Origin of the sequence: Syntrophomonas palmitatica JCM 14374 (assembly GCF_001311885.1) — a bacterium.
Taxonomy (GTDB): Bacteria; Bacillota; Syntrophomonadia; order Syntrophomonadales; family Syntrophomonadaceae; genus Syntrophomonas_A; species Syntrophomonas_A palmitatica.
Genome location: NZ_BBCE01000003.1, coordinates 136,511 through 155,674, shown reverse-complemented (window position 1 = coordinate 155,674; position 19,164 = coordinate 136,511). Strand labels below are relative to the sequence as shown.

Sequence of the window (19,164 nt, the reverse complement as noted above, 5' to 3'; positions counted from 1 at the left end):
AAATAATTGCCGGTAAATAAAGTGTAAAGCCGGGTGTTCTACCCGAATGTTCGCAAAGAATATGTTACTGATTTGGGCTTCTGCATGGCATTTTCATTACCGGCCGAAGCATTAGATAAAGAATTGAGATAATGTACAAAAGGATTCATGTCGCCAGTGCTGATAACCCCCTTATCTGCAAAGGGAGCTACTTCGTTGGGGGGAAGTGCCCATACGCTCTTCGGCTTTTCTTCCTCCTTTATCCCTGTAAAGTCTGCTATCATATCTTCGACCTTAAGATAACGATGCTCTCGCTCAGTAGAAATTGCTTTCAAAAGGCAATCTCTCAAGTTTTCCGGCATTCTCGCCAGGCAGTCCGGGCTGAAGAAAGGCTGTTCTCCTGGCGCCGGTTGCTCGTAGGGACGCTTTCCGCAAAACCATTCCCAGAGGCTTATGCCCAGTGCAAATAAATCCCCATCTGCGGAAAACTGCATATCGGCCCCACTCAAATTATCAGGGGGAATATAGGCCAGTGTACCTTGAAAAATATCTACTCGCGGCGGTCCGGCTATTCCGCAGTCAATCAAAACGGCTTTGCCGTCTTTAGTGATAATAATGTTATCTGGTTTGATATCGCAATGCAGGATGGTTTTTATCTCGCCATTTTCGCCGACATGATTGTGGAAGGCCTGTACACCCTGCAGCAAACACAGGGCAACATTACGGAATTCTTCTACCTGGGGACTTATTTGTCTGTTTATTAATTCTCGCATGGATTCCCCTTCAATGTAATCCATTACCAGAAAATATCTATCCTCTTTCCAATGCCCAATGTTGTTGTTGCAGCCGACCACATAAGCCGATTTAACTGCTGCGGTATAATCCCCTTCACGAAAAATACGTTCACGTTCAATTTCTCGGTTGAATAATTTCAGTGCGACTATTTCTGATCGTCCATTGCGGGCTTTGTAAATCTGTGCTTCTCTGCCCTCGCCGATGAATTCTATAATTTCATACATATCATAAGTTTCGCCAACTTTCAGTCGAGCATTTTGTATCATTGCAACTGGCTGGTCAATACTGATTTGATCTGCCGAAAATGCTGTCAAAATCCTGTTCACATCGCTAATCCGATGGCGGCGGTCAGCTTGAATTAGCGCTTCAATAAGCTCGATGGTCTCTGATGGAGTACCTTTTTCTCTCAATCTCAATAATTCCGATTCGCCTAGCCTGCCACCTGTGGTTACAAACTGCCTGACCTTCTGAAATGGCCGGGAGCCAGTTATCAGTTCATAAGCTATTACCCCCAGCGCAAAAAAATCAGTGGATTCATCGATATCATGTCCCTGCAGTACCTCCGGAGCCATATAACCGTCATCGGTCAAGGCTTCAATATCCGTGATAACAGTAAGATGATTATCTTCCATTTGATAAGCCAAATCAAAATTCATCAGCTTGGGAACACCATTTAACAGCAGGATGTTTTCGGGGCAGACCGCTCGGTGAATGATATTATTCTGGTGGGCGGCGTTTAGGCCTTGCGTTATTCCGTAGCATATGGCATTGATCTCATTGATATCCAACGTCCCTTTATGAGTGTGGATATAATCTCGTAATGTACCAGTTTCCGACCAATCCGAACCTTCAATAATATCCCCGTAATTGTTCGGCACCAGCCATACCTTAAGTATGTTGGGATGCTCGTTTAATTGGGATACTGCGTTAATCGTATTAAAGGCTCTCCGTTTATATCTCTCCCGCTCTTGGCCGGTTAAGTAATCAGGAATGCGAAAGACCCTGAAGCGGTTCAAGCCTCTAGCTACTGGTCCAATAGGCCTGGCTAAAAGTTCAATGCCTTCCGGGCGTTGTAATAGGTATTGTACTGTTTCATAACCTGGTATGGCATATTTATTACTTGGCCTGGGTTGATTGAGGCCCTGTAAATAATCTGCGATATGCTGAATCTGTTCATTATTAAGCAGAGGTTTATCTGCTGCAGCTCGTTTTTTCACATAGGTTAGAAGATCCCCAATCGATGAGAAGGTAAGGTTATGCTTGGCTTCTTTGACAGCGCTCGCCGGAGAATCAGCCCCCTCCACCTCTACCTCTGGATTGGTCAAAACCACTATTGATTCAACCCAAATGTTGGGGTAGGTTCTGAAGTGATGCTGATAAATACCCTTGAGTATCTTGCATTTAAATCCATTATTCTTATGGGGATCAGCTCTAAAATGGGCATCACGTATTAACCAATTATGTGGGGCTACCTGTATTCTCCCCGACCAATGCTTGAGTTCTATAACATATAACCTTGAATGCCCTATTAGAATAATGTCATATTCAAAATAACTATTTGTTTGTTCCTCATAAAGATAAATGTTATTTAATAGCTGTCCATAAGCTTTTGAGCTATTCCTTATAATCTGAATTGCATTTTCTTCATGTTGAAAAAGAGACTTGTTTAATGTTTGTGCTTTATACGATTCTATATTTTCTTGTATTTCATCATTCCAATATATTTCTCCTAAACAAAGTTTATAAAGAGTATCTTTAATAATTCCTGATAGATCGGGATTTAATAGCATTTGGTAGACTGAATCTTCAAGAAATGCATATTCAACATTATCCAGGAGTTCTTGAGGTCCACCAATAGAAACCATAGTTTTAAGATGTTCTTGTTTATCTGGTTTAGGACAAAGAAACCAAAACCCAGAAGTCCTCAAATGAAAAAATGGATTGTATGGTCTATTTCTATCATTATCCCGGGCAAGCTTTTTAAAATAATCTGTAAATACCGCTTTTAAATTTTCATCATAATAAATTTGATTATTATGTATTTGTCCTGTCTCTATCATTTGTATTACTGCAAGCAATAATATAAACTTATGTGGTTTTGACCCTGATATAGTATTAATCTTTTTAAGTTTTTCTAAAAAATCCTGTAATTCCAACAAATCCACCCCTTTAATATGGCGATAATCATATAATATATGCTAATATCGCCGATAATTTGTCAGGTGTCTTTCCACTGTTGTCCTCTACCAACGGTTCTTTCAAAATTGCTTCACGTAATACAAGTAATTCCTGTAGGCTAATATCCTCGTTCCATGTATATTTAATTCCTTTTTCTGGAATTATCGTTTCGTAGCTCATTGCTTTTTGATATAAATCAGGATGGTTATCATACAATCCTAACCACTCTCTTTTAGTTTGATAGAAACAAAAGTAGCATCCAGATCTCTTTCGCCATTTATAATATTTAGGAAATCCTAAACCTGAATCTAGCAACAGGTTTTTAATATCCTGGAATACCAAACCGTTTTCAATGAAGGGGTGATGCTGTATTACATTACCTTTGATAGAAGTAAACCCAGAACGATCCCTCTTTTCATCTGCTCTAAGTCCTACATAGCTATGAATAGTGTAATCTGGATAGTTGGTCTGTAACCAATTTTCATACGGTATTAATTTTAGAACTTCAGTACACCATCTTTGTTTTGGCGAGGGAAGGTAAGTATAATGCCCCTGGTGAGTTGATTTTGTTTTCCATACAGACCAGTATGATTCCCAGTCTCGTTCTGATTTAATTACAGTAATAGAAATATTTAATACAGCCCTAATGCGGTCTAAAAACTCATAGGTCTCTGGCAGTTCGCAACCACTGTCAGTAAATACATATTCCAACTCCAGGTCGGGGTATTTGTCGCGCATATAACTGCTAAAGCCGCGCTGTCCTTACCGCCGGATAAGGCTAAAATGTGACGTTCCTTTTTTTTGGCATCATTATTCATGGTCCTCGGCCCCCTCTTCCAGCAAGCTACTAATCAATGCCAACATTATCTGGCGCGCCTCGTCTTTGGGCAATGCCAGGATCTCTTTTATTTTGGCGTCCACTAACACGTCTTTTTTATGAGAACGACTAAGAACCTCTCTCTTGAGTTTTCCGTTGGAACCCATAATACTCAAGACTATATTATCGTTAGCTGAATCCGATCCAAGTGCACTGAGAGCCTCTAATTGCTCAATACGGTCAGCATAGTCCCGTAATTTAGCCACAAAGGGTATAAAATCTTTGTCATTCCAAGAATCTACCGGTTTTTTCACCACTATCCCAGCAATGCCCTTAACCCACTCGGACGGATTGGCGGCCGGCCGAATCATAGACTGCAGAATTGGTTTCAGTTCACTGTCGCTACACACCTCTACCAGCGGACTGATCCGCTTAACCTGTATTTCTTTGAGTTGCTCTATATCAAAATGGTTGAAGATCTCTAGCAATGCTTGCTGAACCCGTAGGTTAAGCTTGGGATATGCCTGGTCTAACTCATTCAGGGCTTTACGCAATCTTATCTGTAGTTCTTCCTGCCAATTGGCTTCCTTTTGCTTTTCATTCAGATCTATTCCTACGGCCAACGGTATGTCTTCAAATAGTAACTGCAGAGGTTCGCTCGAATTCATTATGGCAGCCCTAATTCTTTGCGCCTCTAGAGATATTTCCCTGGTATTGCGGCTATATGGCGGAAGAGCTTCTATGTACTTGACTAGCGGTCCTACTACGCCTAGCATAGTAGCATTGCGGAGTTTCACGTTACCTTCTAGATTTGCAATATTGATTAGCTTGCGGTAGATATTAAAAACCTTCTGCTCGATTCCAGTAGAGATGAAATGTTTAAGTGTAAATAAATCCGGACGTTTAAGCAGCAAAGCTATAGATCCTTCGGTTAGATAAGGAATGTAACTACCCTCACGGAAGACTGCTATATCATCAGCATTAACCAATATATATAGACAAATATAGATAGGGGCTGGACCTTGGCGCAATCCGAATGGCGGCTGTTGCAGAATATTCAGTATAGCAGCTACACTAACCCCTTTTTCCCCAGTATTAGTTATACACTCATCGATCTGGTTCCACAGCGCAGCAAGTCTATTGTTTTCATAGGAGAGGTTTAACCGCCAGCCATCCTGATCTTTGATATGTAAGCCATCAGCCAAGAGAATAGAACGGTAAGCTGCCACTTCCGGTCCAAACCCGGTTAGGCCTAAAGATTCTTGCTCTTCTTTGGTTGCCATAGCTTCCACTAATTCTCGCCTCGCACGGGCAGCCGCGCTGGACAATTTATCATAGTTGACCATCTCATTACCTAGGCGCGGGCATCTATGATAGCACTGATCGCAGAGCCTAGAGATTTCTTCCGACAATTTTTTAGAACTGCTAATCCTGACGGGTTGTCCATTTGAATACCAGAGGATGTCCTCTGATAATGGTGAGTAGAGTTGGCTCAAGTAGTTGCGGAATTGTTGTTCCGATATATTCACCCTAAAGCTAACTTCTTTGCGGGCTACTCTATCATGTTCCAGTTCTGGACTAGTCTCAAAAACGTATCGCGAAGCAGCTACTTCCAAGGCTAACTCAACCAGCGTGGTTTGTGACGAAACATAGGCAACAATTAGCGGACGCCCATCGGCACATATAGGTGTATATAATCCGGTTGATGCGAAGTTCCGAAGCAATGAACAAACAGCCCATCAAATCCTGGAGCGGGTATCAGATTATCATTAATTGACTCGGCACTCAACCAACGACGCTCAAAACGGCGAACAGTTCCAGTCTCAAAGGCGTGACGTGAAGCAATAAATGGACTAAGCGGAAGATATTCCTGGAGTAATTTATCCAGCGAGTTAATAGCCATTTTGGCCTTTTGTGTCCGGATGGTGCCATAAACATCGAAATCGGAACCTTCCCATAGGCGTAGTTCTCGAGCAAATTCACGGTAAAATAGAACTTTTGATTTGATCAGGTCATCCAACCACTTTTTTACCGCATTGGTATCATAGCCTTTGGAGTATCTCATTATAGAATAAATGGTTTCATAATCGGCAGATATGCCTATAACTCCCGATAGCAGGTTTAGCACACCAATGCTTTTCAGCAGTGCTGTTTTTGACTCAAGTACATTCCCAGCCTCTGATATAATGTGGTGAATCTCCAACCATCTTTGGGACTCGGCCTGGTAACTAGGTGCGTTAGCACTTATGCTGAAGAAGTAGTCGTACAAATAGTCCAACCCTACAACAGGCATATAACTGTCCGAAAGTATTTCTCTATCCAAAAAAGCCGGAAGTGCTCCCCAATCACCACTGCAGAGAAAGGATAGCAATGTCCGATCATTTTGGGCAAATCGCCGGCAAAGCTCGATCAGGGCAATAGCCGTGACTGGGTGTAAGGGATATATATCCTTAATCTTTTCCAAGGTGAAGTATTCCTTATGAGACAGTTTTGAATTGCGGATAGAATCATAAGCTTCTTCAGCCCAGCAGGATAGGTTTTGTTGGAAATATGGCTCTGCTGATTGTTTCAAAGACCGGGTTATCATTTCTAACATTTGCCCGGTTGATTCAACAAAGGATATGTCTTCAAAACGTCCCTGGATTTTACGCCATTCTTGCCGCTGCGCAGTGGAAAGCCCGGCAGCATATTCATCAAAGGCCTGATGTAAACATACCCAAAGATAAACTGAATCTATTTCGGCTAATTGCTGTAGTAGGAATATATCTCCCTTATGCGGATGATGAGACATGAAGTCCAGATTCTTTCCAAACTCATCGATTACGATAATTACCGGCTTCTTGATTAATGTCATGATTTCTTTGATTATGTCTAATAAGAATTGCGAATCAATACCTTTATTTCCCTTAATCTTGTTCACTCGGGATTGCAGCTTTTCCTTTTTGGGGATATCAGCTAAATTCAGAGCATTTTTTATGGCTCTCAACACCGAGTTATTGACTGGTTCGTATGAGGCAGTAACCGGTATCTGAAGAAATCCTTGACCATCCACATTGTTAATACCCTCTATTAATTTATCAAAAAGCCTTTGATCGGCTTCCTGTAGCTTTTGCCGAGCATTAATAGCCAGAATGGTCTTCGGGTTTGCCGTTAGAGCAAGCAGGTAATTGATAAACGATGACTTACCCATTCCGTATGGTCCAGTCAGCGACCAGGCGGAAATTTTTTCCCCCAGCAGAGCATCCCCGAAACGGCTTAGGGCTTCCCTGGTCTTGTCGGTAATCTGGTAATCGTTGATTATATTTATTGACCCGGCATCTCTCTCCAGGTTTATCGAGCGGGCAGCTTCCATATCCGGCTTTACATATTCGCTAATTCTATTCATCGATTATTGCTCCTTATAATATGTAGCTAATGCTTGCCAAAATAACTCCATTGGTTCCTTTTCTAAATGAATTTGTATACCACCCGTTTGTTCAACCAGTGAAAACCCGGTCACAATTTCTGCCGCCAGTCGCAGGTTTTCCCCGCTGGCGGTCTCGGACAACTTAAATGCTACCCCGGGAGAATTGAAATCAAAAGTTAAGCGATTTAGCGATATCGCCTTTTGTTTTGAACCAGCATAATTAGCTATGTATGAAAAACAGGCAGCGGCATATATCAATGGCGGAAGACTAGTTTTTTCACTATTATCGAAACAAAACTGGTTCTTCTCTTCGGCCCGGCGAATAATCTCTAACTGAGTAAACGGACAGTCGATTTCCGATTCCGTATCATTAGAGCTGTCAGCATACATGCGTAGAATGCACGAAGCATCTTTTTCAAAGGTTCCTTCGGCCAGATTGGCTAAGTGGGGATACTTTTTTGATGCATTAATAAGTGTCTTGGCGAGATTCTTACTATCAAAAGAAAAGAGATGATTACGGTTAAACGCAAAACACCAATTTACTGCCTCTAACTTAGGAATGAACAGCTGCCAATGTAGAAGCCATAAAGATGCAATATCTTCGAGATAGGGGTCCCAACCCTCCCTATCTAACAGACATCGTCCAAATTCGGTAACACTTACGAATCCGGTCCGGTCAGCTTGAATAATTTTAAAAGCTTGACACCAAAAACGGATAGACCGGACCATGTTTTTTCCTACCCCTAACTTTTCTATGGCGTCAGGGGCTTTAAAAACATTTCCATCCAACAATGTAGCATCATATCCCTTTTTAAGCCATCCGTACCGAGGTGTAAAGGTCTCATGACGACCTATACTGCTGTGCTCAATATAGTCTTCGAGATTCTGCGTTTCGGTTAGCATGATTTAGCTTCGTTCCTTTCGAAATATTTTACCTAATTAATATAACAAATCAGACAATTGACATATATCTGTCACTTGTAAATTTACTTAACATGATTTTCTTATATTCTATAAACTTCTAAAATATCTCTCTGTTTCCTTTCTTCAACCATCCCCTTTTTCCTGCCAAATACTACAAATTATTTTACTAAAAAATTACCTAACTAAGTATCACTTGTTTTTTCACGGACACTCGTCCCACCCCGTTCCTGCTGGCGTTATTGGCGTTATTTTTTCCTCCAGCAGACCCAGAAAAACAGGGTTTTATAATCTCTTGTCCGAAAATTGCCCAGGGTTGTTCACAGAAGGCAATCTGGTTTATTGAATTGCATAAACGGCTGCTGATATAATTATATTGAGGTGATTATTATGCCAACCGCCAAAACTGAGAATAGCATTGTGCAAGATCAAATAATGAATAGGTTAAACCAACTCCCGCTAGATATGCAAAAGAAGGTGCTTGGATTTATAAATTCGTTATCTCCCAAAGGGGTAAATGGTAAAGAATTATTAAGGTTTGCCGGTATTATTACCCAAGAAGAGGCTACCGAGTTATTAAATATTATAGACAAGGATTGTGGAACAATTGACATCTCAGAATGGTAGATACCTTTTGGACACCAATATTATTATTCATTTGCTTAATGGTGAACAGCAGATAATAGAAAAGATAAGTTCAGCATCTGAAGTTTTTATATCAAGTATCGTTGTTGGGGAATTATATTACGGGGCATATAAATCACGCAAACAGAAGCAGAACATTGAGAGGCTTAATGAGCTAGTAAAAGCATTACCGGTTTTACCATGCGATACTGACGTGGCCCTTGAATATGGTGTGATTAAAGCCCAACTTTTAGGAAAAGGAAAACCTATTCCTGAAAATGATATTTGGATTGCAGCAATTGCTAAAAAACATAATTTAATATTGGTTTCCCGAGATGAACATATGGGCTATTTGGACGAAATAATTACCGAAAGATGGCAATAACCAGCGATAAATAACCCCTCTTTTTGAGGGGTTATTTCTTTTTCTGAACCCCTATATATGGTTAATGAACTAGGCCAACAAAAAGAAGCTTTGCTGCAAAAACCAAATCAAAGACTATCACTGTTTGAGTCCATCACTAAACGCGAGGTAATTCAATTCTGAAAGGACCAGCAGGAGTTCGATAGAGATAACTCAGACGACTGTAAAAAAATAATAGCCGCTAATGAAAGCGGCTATTCTCTCTGAAAAATTTGATATTATACTGAAGTACCAATTTGGTACGTCTAATCTTGGTGTCGGAGGCGGGACTTGAACCCGCACCCAGTTACGGATACGCCCCTCAAACGTACGTGTCTGCCCATTCCACCACTCCGACACAGCTACATATCCTAGCTGTGTAATTATACAATAGCTGTCTGCAGGCTGTCAACGCATCCTAACTGGTTTGTTAGACTGAAATTAGGGCTATAATCTGCTATTTATTTAAACGATGATATCTCATATCCATATCTTCATCATCTTGCGTTACAGTGCTGTTGGTCGACTGGGATTTACTAAAATCCATCTTGGTTTTATTGCCCTTGCAGCCTATTAAGGAGAACATTAATACAAAGAGCAAAAGTGACACCAATAACACCTTCAGCATCTTCTTCATACCATGACCCCCTCCCGATAATTAAAACCTCACTCCTAATCCTAGTTTATGATTGCATATAATCTTTCTGTTATATTTATCGTAATAAATTGGCAAAATAATTGGAACCAGACTTTAGTCCTGATTATTATGGTCTGTTATTCCAATTTTCGGTCTGGTGCTAATAACCTGGTTATACTTGAGGTAGTGATTTTCCCTCATGGTTTTCATCCAAAGATGGATTATGCAGTTCTACTTTAGACCAATCAATTAGTTCCAGCTTATCTATCTCCAGGCATTCCACCCCGGGGCCTGTCAGCTTTGCAGCCTTCTTCTGAAACAGCCACAAACACGGAGCATCATCTATAATTATCTTTTCAGCACGTTTTAACAAAGCGGCTCTTTTCTCGCTGTCTGCCGGTTCGCAGCGGCTTTGGTCCAAAATTTTGTCCAGCTGCGGGTTGTTATAGGCGTAATAGTTGCTGATCCCCAAACGGGAACTGTGGTAGAGGCTGTACAGGAAAGCATCGGCTTCCGGGTAATCGGCCTGCCATCCTACCCTGAAACAGCTCATCTCCATTTTTCCGATTTCTTTTTTGTAGTAATCCCAATCCATGGGCTGAAGCTGTACGCGAACACCGATTTGCTCTAATTGTTCTGCCAGCATTTCCAGTACCGCCTGGTGACCTTCATCCTGGTCATAACCGATAACCAAGGGGGGCAGCCCTTTGCCATCCGGATAACCAGCCTCATCCATCAGCTGCCTGGCCTTTTCCGGGCTGAAGCTGTAACCGCGCACATGGCGATCATAACCGTTTATACCGGGAAGCAGGACCCTGTTTAGGGGAATGCCGTTTTCCCCTAAAACCTTCTCGGCAATGGTTTTGCGATCTATAGCGTAGTTTAAAGCCCGGCGCAGCAAATAATTGTTTAAAAACGGCTGCCGATTCAGGTTAAATCCTAAGCTGTATGTTTCAAGCACTGGTTTTTGAATCAGTTTGCAGTCGGTTCCTTTACTCTGGCGCAGTTCTTTTATTTCCTCCATGGGCGCCTGATCCAAATAATCAAGTTTTCCGGCCTTAAAATCTTCTGCCGCCCTGGTCATGTCTTCATAGATTTCAAACTTAATTGCGCTCAGGGGAGGTTTGCCGCGATGATATTCTTCATTGCGCAGCAAAGTAAACTGTCGGTTATTCTGATTGTTTTTCAATATAAAGGGACCAGTGCCTGAAAGGTTTACAGGATCGGTCTGGCAGTCATACACCCAAAACATAGGGTTGGCCAGGGTATAGATGAAACTGGTATTAGGATGCTGAAAACCTATTTTTAAGGTATGATCGTTTATGACCCTAATGCCATAAATCTCGGGACTCTGGCCTTCGAGCCGCTCCCTCGTTCCGGCAATAGACAGAAACAGACCGGTATTGGTCCAATCTTTACACGATGACAGGCTGTGTTCCCAGGCGGATTTAACATAAGCAGCCGTGAGTTTTTTGCCGTTATGAAATTTGATATCTCTTTTAAGTTTAATGGTCAGAATGCGTCCATCTTGAGAATAATCCCAGCTTTTTGCCAGGAGCGGCTTCATTTCTCGTTTTTCTTCATCATAACAAACCAGTCCTTCATAAATCGCAGCCCCCAGCAAGCGTTCTTCATGTTCCCCTAACATATAGGGTTCCAGGGACTCGATTTTACCTACCAGCGGCATTAAAAGGGCGGGTAGCGAGACTGGCTGTGTAAGCGGCCATTCTTTGATAGTAGATTATACCTCCTATTAAACAGCCTAAAATAATCAGATAGATGAGCATGATTTTGCGGCGTGGATTATACAACGGTATGTCCCCCTCTCGGATAGATTTATCCGGGGACATTATATGAAATGGCAAAACAGGTTATGACAAAAAGAAAGGTATCAGTCTCAGTACAACGGTGGCTATTTTACTGTTAACGGCTGGCGTAAATGGCACGGTAGGCGCGATAATTGGCCAGCACATTCTTTACATACAGCCTGGTTTCTTCATAGGGAATATTATCGATTTTCTCCGGGTCACCGTCCCATTTCTGCTCTATCACCCATTCCCTGGTTTTGCCCCTACCCGCGTTATAAGCGGCGATTACCAAAGGCATGCGACCTTCAAATTCCTTGTTCAGGCTGGCCAGATACCAGCAGCCTAAACGGATATTGGTTTCCGGTTCATGCAGTTTTTCCGGAGTAATGTCCTCAATCCCTTGCTGTTCCGCTATCCATTTTGCGGTATCGGGCATAATCTGCATCAAACCCCGCGCCCCGGCCGAAGACTGAGCACCGGTCTGGTACTTGCTTTCAGCCCTGATGACTGCAAACACCAGGTAAGGATCGATATTATTCTCATAGGCCGCGCTTAAGACCAGATCCCGGTGCGGCTGGGGATAGAAAAATCCAATCCAGCGGGGAAAGGTAATCAGAACTATAAGAAATATGAGTATGCTGATCCATAGAATCCTGGGGAATCTGGTTTTTCTGTTGGGCAACATCAATACCTCCAGTCAGGAGATGCTTATTCTAATTAATACTTGAATCTCGCTGCTTTATTTCTATGTAATATCTGGTGGCTAAAACTTTTGTTTCCTCTACGCTGAGCATATTGTCAATTACACGGTCAGCGCGGGCAGCTTTTTCATCCAGAGGCATCTGCGAATCAATGCGTTTGACTGCGTCCTCGTAATTTATTTGATCACGGTTCATTAAACGTTTAATCTGGGTCTCACGGTCCACCCATACCACCCATACTTCATTGCAAAGCCTGTCCATATGGGTTTCATAAAGCAGCGGTATTTCCATAACCACAATGGCATCGGGATTTTTTTGACGTATGGCGTCCAGTTCAAATCGCAAACGTTCCATTACTCTGGGGTGCGTAATATGATTAAGCTCCTGCAGACGAGCCGGGTCGCTGAAAACGATAGCGCCCAGAGCCGCCCGGTTTATGCTGAGATCTTCATTCAGCACCTCTTTTCCGAAAGAGGCTGCGATATCCTGCCAGGCGGGCTGATCGGGTTCGATAATACGGTGGGATATTTCATCGGCATTGATGATTTCTGCTCCCAGTTCCCTTAAGGCTATGGTAATCGTGCTCTTGCCGCTGGCAATTCCGCCGGTTAACCCTATGATATACATAAGTTCACCCACCTGTCATATTCCTAACCAATCTCAATTATACCGATGGCCAGGAGAATTATACCGGGAATCCACATAAAAACTGCTTTCAGCGCTTCCCCTTTTACGGCTTTTCCCAAAATAATTCCGCCGTTGATTAGAATAAATTTTAACACAGCAACGGTCAGTGCAGTAAATAAAATATTAAAACCTGCCATGCGACGCCTATTCCAGCCCCCAGGGCATCCATGGCCAGGGCCAGGCCCAGAAAAAATGCTTCCTTCAGGTTGATTTCCCCCGAACTATCCATATCCGCTTTGGAAGGCTCTTTCAATATCTGTACGATCACACCCATAGGTTTGATATTAAAAGCCAGAATAGGCTCTTCCTCGTCCACAGCCAGCGCTTCCAGCCTGAACCGGCAAGCCTGCATTAAAAAATACAGGGCTACGGCTATGATAAACATAGCTCCAACTCGTGCGGCTGATTCCGGAGGAATTAAAACCGCCATTCCTTTGCCTAATAACATGGATACTGATACCGCCAGACCTGAAGCCGCCGAAATTATCAAAAGTGGCAGCAAAGGTACCTTTATCTTATTGACACCGTAAGACATACCGGCTACAAAACCATCATTGCTTACCGCCAGGGCAAAGAATAAAATGGCCAGGTACTCCAAGCTTAACACTCCCATCCCGCTAAACACTTTATAGCTACTATATGGACAGAAGTGTTAAATGGTTACCCGGCTAGTCAGAGATATTAGCAAATATTTACATTCATAAGCAGATGCTTAGACTTCTGTTATTTCTGGCATGTTTCGCAATAATGGCTGCTGCGTCCCCCTATGGTATCAACGATTATGGGCGAACCGCAGCATATACAAGCACTGCCCTTCTTCCCGTACACGGCCAGGTGATGCTGAAAGGTACCGGCCTGGTTGTTTTCATCCCGGTAATCACGGAAAGTGGTACCCCGCGCCGCTATGCCTTCATTTAGCACCTGACGGATAGCCTGCCAAAGACTTTCTATTTCCGGCGGCGCTAAAGATGAAGCGGGGCGCTGCGGCCTTATCCCTGCTTTAAATAAGGCTTCATCAGCATAGATATTGCCGATTCCGCAGATAAGCCGCTGGTTCAGAAGTAAATTCTTAATAGCCGTCCGGCGTCCGGCAAGGGTTTGTGCGAGGTACTCAGGAGTAAAATCTTTTCCCAGGGGTTCGACCCCCATGCGGCAAAAGAAATCATCCAGGTCATGGACCAGCCATATCCCGCCAAAACGGCGCGCATCCTGATATACTATTTTTTTATGTTTATCAAGGTGCATTATCATATGGACGTGTTTTTCATTGGCTTTTGCCGTTTCAGGCAGGGAATACAAACGCCCGCTCATACCCAGATGCACGATGAGATGATGTCGGCGCGCAAAAGCAAAGACCATGTACTTGCCGCGCCGCTGTATTTGTTTAACACGTTGGCCCTCCAGCAGATTCACAGCAAAATCATACCGGCGGATAATATCCTTGCGCAGTATTTCTATATTTTTTACCCTCACCCCACAGTTGTCTTGCAGTCCGCGAACTATGGTCTCTACTTCTGGAAGTTCAGGCACCTACTTACCTCCGTTCCCGCCTTTGCCCAGTTCTTTTTGATACGCTTTCCAGCCCGGACACCAGCGGGTATGCCAGCGCCATATTTTAGCTGTTATGCTTTTAGGATTCTGTTCGGCTGCCAAGCGCATTTTGCAATTATCACAATTACTCTTCATATATCTAATCCCCCCTGAATAAGATTTCTGTATTCCCGCAGCTCATACCAATCGCGGCCGGTTTTTATTGAAGCAATCAGAGGAACTTTCAGCGTATAGGCCGATTCCATGCAGTTTTTAACCAGCCCGGCCACTTCAGGTAATTCTTTTTCAGGGACTTCCAGGACCAGATCATCATGAACCTGCAGCAATATCCTGGACTTCAACCCCCGGCGGATTAATTCCTGGTAAGTTTTTATCATAGCCAGTTTTATAATATCGGCCGAGGTTCCCTGTATAGGGGTATTTAAAGCCATACGCCGGGCAAAAGCCTGGACAGTTTTATTTTTAGCGTTTAAATCAGGCAGGTAGCGGCGGCGTTTTAAAATGGTTTCCACATAGCCGTTTTTCCTGCCGAAATCAACTATTTCTTCCATATAGCGCCTCACTCCGGGATAGCTGTCCAGGTAATTATCGATATAGTATCGCGCTTCCTGGCGGCTGACTCCGGTATCGCGCGAAAGCCCAAAATCGCTGATGCCATAGATTATGCCAAAGTTTACCGCTTTGGCCCGGCGGCGCAGTTCTTCATCGACCTTTTCCATAGGTACACCGAAAATCTCCGCGGCAGTGCGGGTATGAATATCCACTCCGCGCAGGAAGGTGTCAATCAGGGTTTCGTCACCACTGATGTGGGCCAGGGAACGCAGGTCTATCTGGGAATAATCCGCTGACAATATATAGCACCCTTCGCGAGCTACAAAGGCCTTGCGTATCCTGCGGCCTTCTTCCATGCGTATGGGAATATTCTGCAGGTTGGGCTCGACACTGGACAACCTGCCGGTAGCCGTCTGGGCCTGTTTGAATATTGTATGCACCCTCCCGCTCTCTGCATGCACCATCCCCTGCAGGGCGTCAACATAAGTGGATTTTAGCTTGCTTAACTGGCGGTAATCCAGAATATATGGTATGATTTCATGTTCATCATATAGTTCCTCCAGGATTTCTGCGCCTGTAGCGTAACCGGTTTTTGTTTTCTTAACCACCCGCAGGCCTAATTCTTCGAAAAGAACCTGGCCCAGCTGCCGGGGTGAATTAATATTAAAATCAGTCCCGGCCAGTTCATAAATGCGGTTCTGGTCGCGTATAATGCCGGTCTCCAGTTCCCGGCCGATGACTGCCAGAGTAGACGGTTCGATTTTAATGCCCTCGAATTCCATAGCCGCCAGGACCCGTGACAGGGGCATTTCCACCTCTGAGAGCAAACTTGCCTGCTCAGGTCCGAGCCTGGCTGCGATATTTTCGTATAGATCCAACAGCCTGGCGGTGATGACATCATGATTATCTCGCTGACAGCCAGATTCATGTATTTCAAAAAGGCCGAGCTGACAGCTTCCCCTTCAAAAGCGGGATCATCCACATAAGCCGCCAGCAGGGTATCCCCGGCTACCCCTTCTAATTTCACTCCGAACCTGAGCAAGAGGACTTCCGCAAACTTGGCGTTGTGAAGATATTTAGGAACCAGCGGGTTCTCCAGCAGTTCTTTTATCCAGTACAGCCGGTCCTGTTTATCCGGACCCATTTCCAGGAGATGCACCTTATCATCGATGGCCAGATATATCCCCAGCAATTGGCACCACATAGGATGATGATAGTCAGTATGAATATGCAGGGAGATTTTCTGTCCGGGATTTATAGAGGCCAAAAAGGCTCTCGCCGCATCAGGACTGTTAATTAGGAACAAATCAGGGATTTTCTCAGTACTTTGAGCGTGAGGTTTATCATCCTTTGTCAAAGCTGCCAGGAGGCTGTTAAACTCCAGCCTGCGGTAGAGTTCCGTTATTTCGTTTCTATCCATTTCTTTTACCCGGAAATCATCGAGTTCATAATCCAGATCCACATCGCGGACAATTGTGGCCAATGAACGGCTGGTGAAAGCCAGCTCCCGGTTTTTTTTAAGGTTTTCGACCAGTTTGGCCCCTTTGACTTCATGCAGGTGCTCGTACAGGTTTTCCAGGCTTTCGTATTCCTTGATGAGCTTCACCGCGGTTTTAGGACCTACCCCGGGAACTCCGGGTATATTATCGGAAGCGTCCCCCATCAAGCCCTTAATCTCAATAAGTTTGTCCGGTTCAACCTCCCATTTCTTTTTGACCTGCTCTGGATCGTATAACTCGATGTCGCTGATGCCTTGCGGGTCATAAGCACATTTACCTGCGGAGAAACGAGCTGCAGGCTGTCTCCATCCCCGGTTACGATTACCGTAGGAATCTCTGCTTCTTCAGCCCGGCGGCTCAAGGTACCGATAATATCATCGGCTTCATATCCGGCCTGTTCCACGTATACTATGCCCAGTGCCGACAAAACCTCCCGCAGCACAGCGAACTGACCCTGCAATTCATCGGGCGGGGCAGAGCGGTTGGCTTTATAGGCGTCATAAACATCGTTGCGGAAAGTCTGTTTGCTCATATCGAAGGCCACTACAATGTGACTGGGCTTTTGTTCCGCCACCACCCGGTTGAACATAGTTAAAAAACCATATACTCCATTGGTGTACAAGCCCTGGCTGTTCTTTAAAAGGGGCAGGGCATAGAAAGCCCGGTATAAAAGGCTGTTGCCGTCAATTAACATCAGTTTCTGCGAATCCAATACCGCACCACCGTTCTCACATAAATGTTCTGCAACTATTATAACAAAGGGGCAGGACAAACAAAAAAAGGAAAGCATCCGCTTTCCTCTTTGTTTTCAATTTTATAATCACTTAGGGATTAACTTCTTCTACAAAGTATATATTTATATTAACCAGGCTGGCTTCTTTTTCTAAATCAGCTTTCTGCTGCAGCAGTTTTTCCATGTTGCTGTTTAAATCATTCAACCGGGCTTGTTCCTCAGGAGATATTACCGGCCTGGCCGCCAGGGCGTCACGTTCTTGTTTAACTGCGGCCGTCTGTTTTTCCAGTTCGTTAAATTTATCAGTGATATCCTCCTGACCATCCAGCGGAATCGTCGCTTTTCCCACTGAAGATAACTGACTAATAACCCTGTTAACATCTTCTGGTTTAACCTTCAGGGATATCCCCTGAGCACCCTGAGCGGACATATAAATGGCACCGTTCGAATTATAACTGTATTTGATACCGTCAGCTGCTGCCATCTGCCTGATCTGTTCCAGGGAACTGGCGGCATCTTTAACTATCAACCTGGTGGCTATTGTATTAACAAAATGCTGCTGGACAGTTTGAACATTGCTGACAGGCTTATTATCATCAGTGGCTGCTGCGCCGTCTTTGGCTGGAGTGGAATCGGTTTTACCCGCTTTAGCTGCTGCCTTCTGAGCGCTATCTGCCACTTTGAGCGGGGTGTCACCATATTTATTGACTGCCAGTTTTTCACGCGAGACAACCCGATCCAAAACCTTGTTGATAGCAACATTCGGTTTGTTAGTATCCTGATTAATCCGGTCCTGCCAGGAAGCAACCATGGAGCCAACCGGCAAAACACTGCTGGCAAAAACCCCGCCAGCCAAGGCCAGAGCTGCCAGTGCAGCTGCTATCCATCCCTGTTTTACAGGTTTCTTTATTTCCGGCGGTCTGAATATCAGCACCTTTTCATCGGCCAGTCTGCGATGCAGATCCTCAGCAAAACCTGCAGGCAAAGCAGGCATATCCAGACTGCTCATAAGCTTTAAGACATGACGCAGCTGTTCAGCTTCCTCACGGCAAGCCGAACATGATGCCAGGTGAGATTCTACTATCTTATGTTCTTTTTCGCTGCATACCTCATCAATGTAAGGCGACAGCAAATCTCTCACTTGCTCACATCTCATAGCACGAGCCTCCTTGTGTTTTTAGACGAGACTCTAAGGCAGAAGTTCCCTCTCCATCAACTTTTTTCTCAGAATTTCTCGCGCTCTGCTTATGCGCGATTTTACAGTTCCGAGGGAGCAATTGAGCGATTCCGCTATCTCTTCATAACTAAGTTCCATTACGTCTCGTAAGACAATAGCGCTCTTGTGCTCCGGCTTCATTTCATCTAGTAAGCTTTGTATGTATTGAGAGAATTCCTTTTGTTCATATAATATGTCGGCGCCTGGGGAATGATCAGCAATCTCTTTTTCCATCTCATCGCCATCCTGGGTAGCCAGCGGCTCATCCAGCGACAGCGGGGCAATTCGTCGTTTTCGCCGCCTTAGTTCATCCAGGCATACATTTGTAGTCACACGATACAGCCAGGTGCCAAAACTGGAATTGCCCTTAAACGAACGCAGGGAACGAAAAGCCTTTAAAAAAGCTTCCTGGGCCATGTCATAGGCGTCATCCTCATTACCCATGTAACGATAAGCCAGAGCGTAAACTTTATTTTGATATTGGACCACCAGTTCCTCAAATGAACCGGTATCACCCTGAATACTTCGCTGCAGCAGAATTTCTTCAGAAGTCATTAAATTGCTCCTTTGCAGAAGTTGAAGCCAGGCAACGCAAAACCTATCTCTAATTAAGCCGAATATTTTTAAAACCTATCAGCATGCGTTTCCTGCTTCTGT

The 19,164-nt window shown here is 44.0% G+C and carries 19 protein-coding genes, 1 tRNA gene and 1 pseudogene; 2 read left to right on the top strand and 19 right to left on the bottom strand.

Features of this window, described 5'->3' with window-relative positions:
* Window positions 1–38: 38 nt before the first annotated feature.
* From JCM14374_RS02950 to JCM14374_RS02935, 5 genes are all read right to left on the bottom strand, one after another.
* Window positions 39–2,639, bottom strand: a complete 2,601-nt coding sequence (locus JCM14374_RS02950) for a protein kinase domain-containing protein (protein WP_172674133.1) — start codon at window positions 2,637–2,639, stop codon at window positions 39–41.
* Between the two features lie 319 nt (window positions 2,640–2,958).
* Window positions 2,959–3,690 (bottom strand): phosphoadenosine phosphosulfate reductase domain-containing protein, encoded by a 732-nt coding sequence (locus JCM14374_RS02945; RefSeq protein WP_242848794.1) that lies wholly within the window; start codon window positions 3,688–3,690, stop codon window positions 2,959–2,961.
* Between the two features lie 72 nt (window positions 3,691–3,762).
* Window positions 3,763–5,493 carry a hypothetical protein gene (locus JCM14374_RS13955; RefSeq protein ID WP_207641570.1) on the bottom strand — a complete coding sequence of 577 codons (1,731 nt, stop codon included), beginning with the start codon at window positions 5,491–5,493 and terminating at the stop codon, window positions 3,763–3,765.
* A complete protein-coding gene (locus tag JCM14374_RS13950; protein WP_207641569.1) occupies window positions 5,430–7,154 on the bottom strand; it encodes a hypothetical protein in 1,725 nt (574 codons plus the stop codon). The genes JCM14374_RS13955 and JCM14374_RS13950 overlap by 64 nt, the downstream gene beginning before the upstream one ends.
* A 3-nt stretch (window positions 7,155–7,157) precedes the next feature.
* Window positions 7,158–8,078 (bottom strand): DUF4007 family protein, encoded by a 921-nt coding sequence (locus JCM14374_RS02935; protein ID WP_054693263.1) that lies wholly within the window; start codon window positions 8,076–8,078, stop codon window positions 7,158–7,160.
* Between the two features lie 408 nt (window positions 8,079–8,486).
* Between JCM14374_RS02935 and JCM14374_RS02930 the strand changes: the two genes are divergently transcribed.
* Window positions 8,487–8,723, top strand: coding sequence for a hypothetical protein (locus JCM14374_RS02930; RefSeq protein WP_054693261.1), 237 nt, complete (start codon window positions 8,487–8,489; stop codon window positions 8,721–8,723).
* A gap of 7 nt (window positions 8,724–8,730) precedes the next feature.
* On the top strand, window positions 8,731–9,105 hold the full coding sequence (locus JCM14374_RS02925; RefSeq protein WP_207641568.1) for a type II toxin-antitoxin system VapC family toxin: 375 nt from the start codon (window positions 8,731–8,733) through the stop codon (window positions 9,103–9,105).
* Window positions 9,106–9,396: 291 nt separating this feature from the next.
* On the opposite strand, the gene JCM14374_RS02920 is transcribed toward JCM14374_RS02925, so the two are convergent.
* From JCM14374_RS02920 to JCM14374_RS02875, 14 genes and pseudogenes are all read right to left on the bottom strand, one after another.
* A tRNA-Leu gene (locus JCM14374_RS02920) sits at window positions 9,397–9,481 on the bottom strand.
* Between the two features lie 99 nt (window positions 9,482–9,580).
* The gene (locus JCM14374_RS02915; RefSeq protein WP_054693258.1) at window positions 9,581–9,760 is read right to left on the bottom strand and encodes a hypothetical protein; all 180 of its coding nucleotides are present in this window, start codon (window positions 9,758–9,760) and stop codon (window positions 9,581–9,583) included.
* 172 nt (window positions 9,761–9,932) lie between these two features.
* The gene (locus JCM14374_RS02910; RefSeq protein ID WP_054693257.1) at window positions 9,933–11,447 is read right to left on the bottom strand and encodes an ABC transporter substrate-binding protein; all 1,515 of its coding nucleotides are present in this window, start codon (window positions 11,445–11,447) and stop codon (window positions 9,933–9,935) included.
* A gap of 236 nt (window positions 11,448–11,683) precedes the next feature.
* Window positions 11,684–12,250, bottom strand: a complete 567-nt coding sequence (locus JCM14374_RS02905) for a lytic transglycosylase domain-containing protein (RefSeq protein WP_242848793.1) — start codon at window positions 12,248–12,250, stop codon at window positions 11,684–11,686.
* A 31-nt stretch (window positions 12,251–12,281) separates the two neighbouring features.
* The gene (gene coaE / locus JCM14374_RS02900) at window positions 12,282–12,896 is read right to left on the bottom strand and encodes a dephospho-CoA kinase (RefSeq protein WP_054693251.1); all 615 of its coding nucleotides are present in this window, start codon (window positions 12,894–12,896) and stop codon (window positions 12,282–12,284) included.
* Window positions 12,897–12,919: 23 nt separating this feature from the next.
* Window positions 12,920–13,051 (bottom strand): hypothetical protein, encoded by a 132-nt coding sequence (locus JCM14374_RS15110; RefSeq protein WP_278279221.1) that lies wholly within the window; start codon window positions 13,049–13,051, stop codon window positions 12,920–12,922.
* 8 nt (window positions 13,052–13,059) lie between these two features.
* Window positions 13,060–13,554, bottom strand: coding sequence for an MntP/YtaF family protein (locus tag JCM14374_RS02895; RefSeq protein WP_054693248.1), 495 nt, complete (start codon window positions 13,552–13,554; stop codon window positions 13,060–13,062).
* Between the two features lie 125 nt (window positions 13,555–13,679).
* Complete coding sequence (gene mutM / locus JCM14374_RS02890) at window positions 13,680–14,486, bottom strand: bifunctional DNA-formamidopyrimidine glycosylase/DNA-(apurinic or apyrimidinic site) lyase (RefSeq protein WP_054693245.1); 807 nt, start codon at window positions 14,484–14,486, stop codon at window positions 13,680–13,682.
* Window positions 14,487–14,642, bottom strand: coding sequence for a hypothetical protein (locus JCM14374_RS13720; RefSeq protein WP_172674132.1), 156 nt, complete (start codon window positions 14,640–14,642; stop codon window positions 14,487–14,489).
* Entirely contained in the window at window positions 14,639–15,886 is a 1,248-nt protein-coding gene (gene polA / locus JCM14374_RS14365; protein ID WP_242848792.1) for a DNA polymerase I, read from the bottom strand. Before polA ends, JCM14374_RS13720 begins: the two co-directional genes overlap by 4 nt.
* Before the next feature lie 173 nt (window positions 15,887–16,059).
* Window positions 16,060–16,722: pseudogene (locus JCM14374_RS15910) on the bottom strand (5'-3' exonuclease H3TH domain-containing protein); the annotation flags it as partial.
* Window positions 16,722–17,270 carry a 5'-3' exonuclease gene (locus JCM14374_RS14355; protein WP_242848791.1) on the bottom strand — a complete coding sequence of 183 codons (549 nt, stop codon included), beginning with the start codon at window positions 17,268–17,270 and terminating at the stop codon, window positions 16,722–16,724. The pseudogene JCM14374_RS15910 and the gene JCM14374_RS14355, both read right to left, overlap by 1 nt.
* A gap of 112 nt (window positions 17,271–17,382) precedes the next feature.
* A complete protein-coding gene (locus JCM14374_RS02880; protein ID WP_054693241.1) occupies window positions 17,383–18,447 on the bottom strand; it encodes a zf-HC2 domain-containing protein in 1,065 nt (354 codons plus the stop codon).
* Between the two features lie 33 nt (window positions 18,448–18,480).
* Window positions 18,481–19,062 carry an RNA polymerase sigma factor gene (locus JCM14374_RS02875; protein WP_054693238.1) on the bottom strand — a complete coding sequence of 194 codons (582 nt, stop codon included), beginning with the start codon at window positions 19,060–19,062 and terminating at the stop codon, window positions 18,481–18,483.
* Window positions 19,063–19,164 lie beyond the last annotated feature (102 nt).

Coding starts and splice junctions, on each gene's coding strand:
- JCM14374_RS02950 (WP_172674133.1), bottom strand. CDS start 2,639: ATGGTTTCTATTGGTGGACCTCAAGAACTCCTGGATAATGTTGAATAT.
- JCM14374_RS02945 (WP_242848794.1), bottom strand. CDS start 3,690: ATGCGCGACAAATACCCCGACCTGGAGTTGGAATATGTATTTACTGAC.
- JCM14374_RS13950 (WP_207641569.1), bottom strand. CDS start 7,154: ATGAATAGAATTAGCGAATATGTAAAGCCGGATATGGAAGCTGCCCGC.
- JCM14374_RS02935 (WP_054693263.1), bottom strand. CDS start 8,078: ATGCTAACCGAAACGCAGAATCTCGAAGACTATATTGAGCACAGCAGT.
- JCM14374_RS02930 (WP_054693261.1), top strand. CDS start 8,487: ATGCCAACCGCCAAAACTGAGAATAGCATTGTGCAAGATCAAATAATG.
- JCM14374_RS02915 (WP_054693258.1), bottom strand. CDS start 9,760: ATGAAGAAGATGCTGAAGGTGTTATTGGTGTCACTTTTGCTCTTTGTA.
- JCM14374_RS02910 (WP_054693257.1), bottom strand. CDS start 11,447: ATGCCGCTGGTAGGTAAAATCGAGTCCCTGGAACCCTATATGTTAGGG.
- coaE (WP_054693251.1), bottom strand. CDS start 12,896: ATGTATATCATAGGGTTAACCGGCGGAATTGCCAGCGGCAAGAGCACG.
- JCM14374_RS13720 (WP_172674132.1), bottom strand. CDS start 14,642: ATGAAGAGTAATTGTGATAATTGCAAAATGCGCTTGGCAGCCGAACAG.
- JCM14374_RS02880 (WP_054693241.1), bottom strand. CDS start 18,447: ATGAGATGTGAGCAAGTGAGAGATTTGCTGTCGCCTTACATTGATGAG.
- JCM14374_RS02875 (WP_054693238.1), bottom strand. CDS start 19,062: ATGACTTCTGAAGAAATTCTGCTGCAGCGAAGTATTCAGGGTGATACC.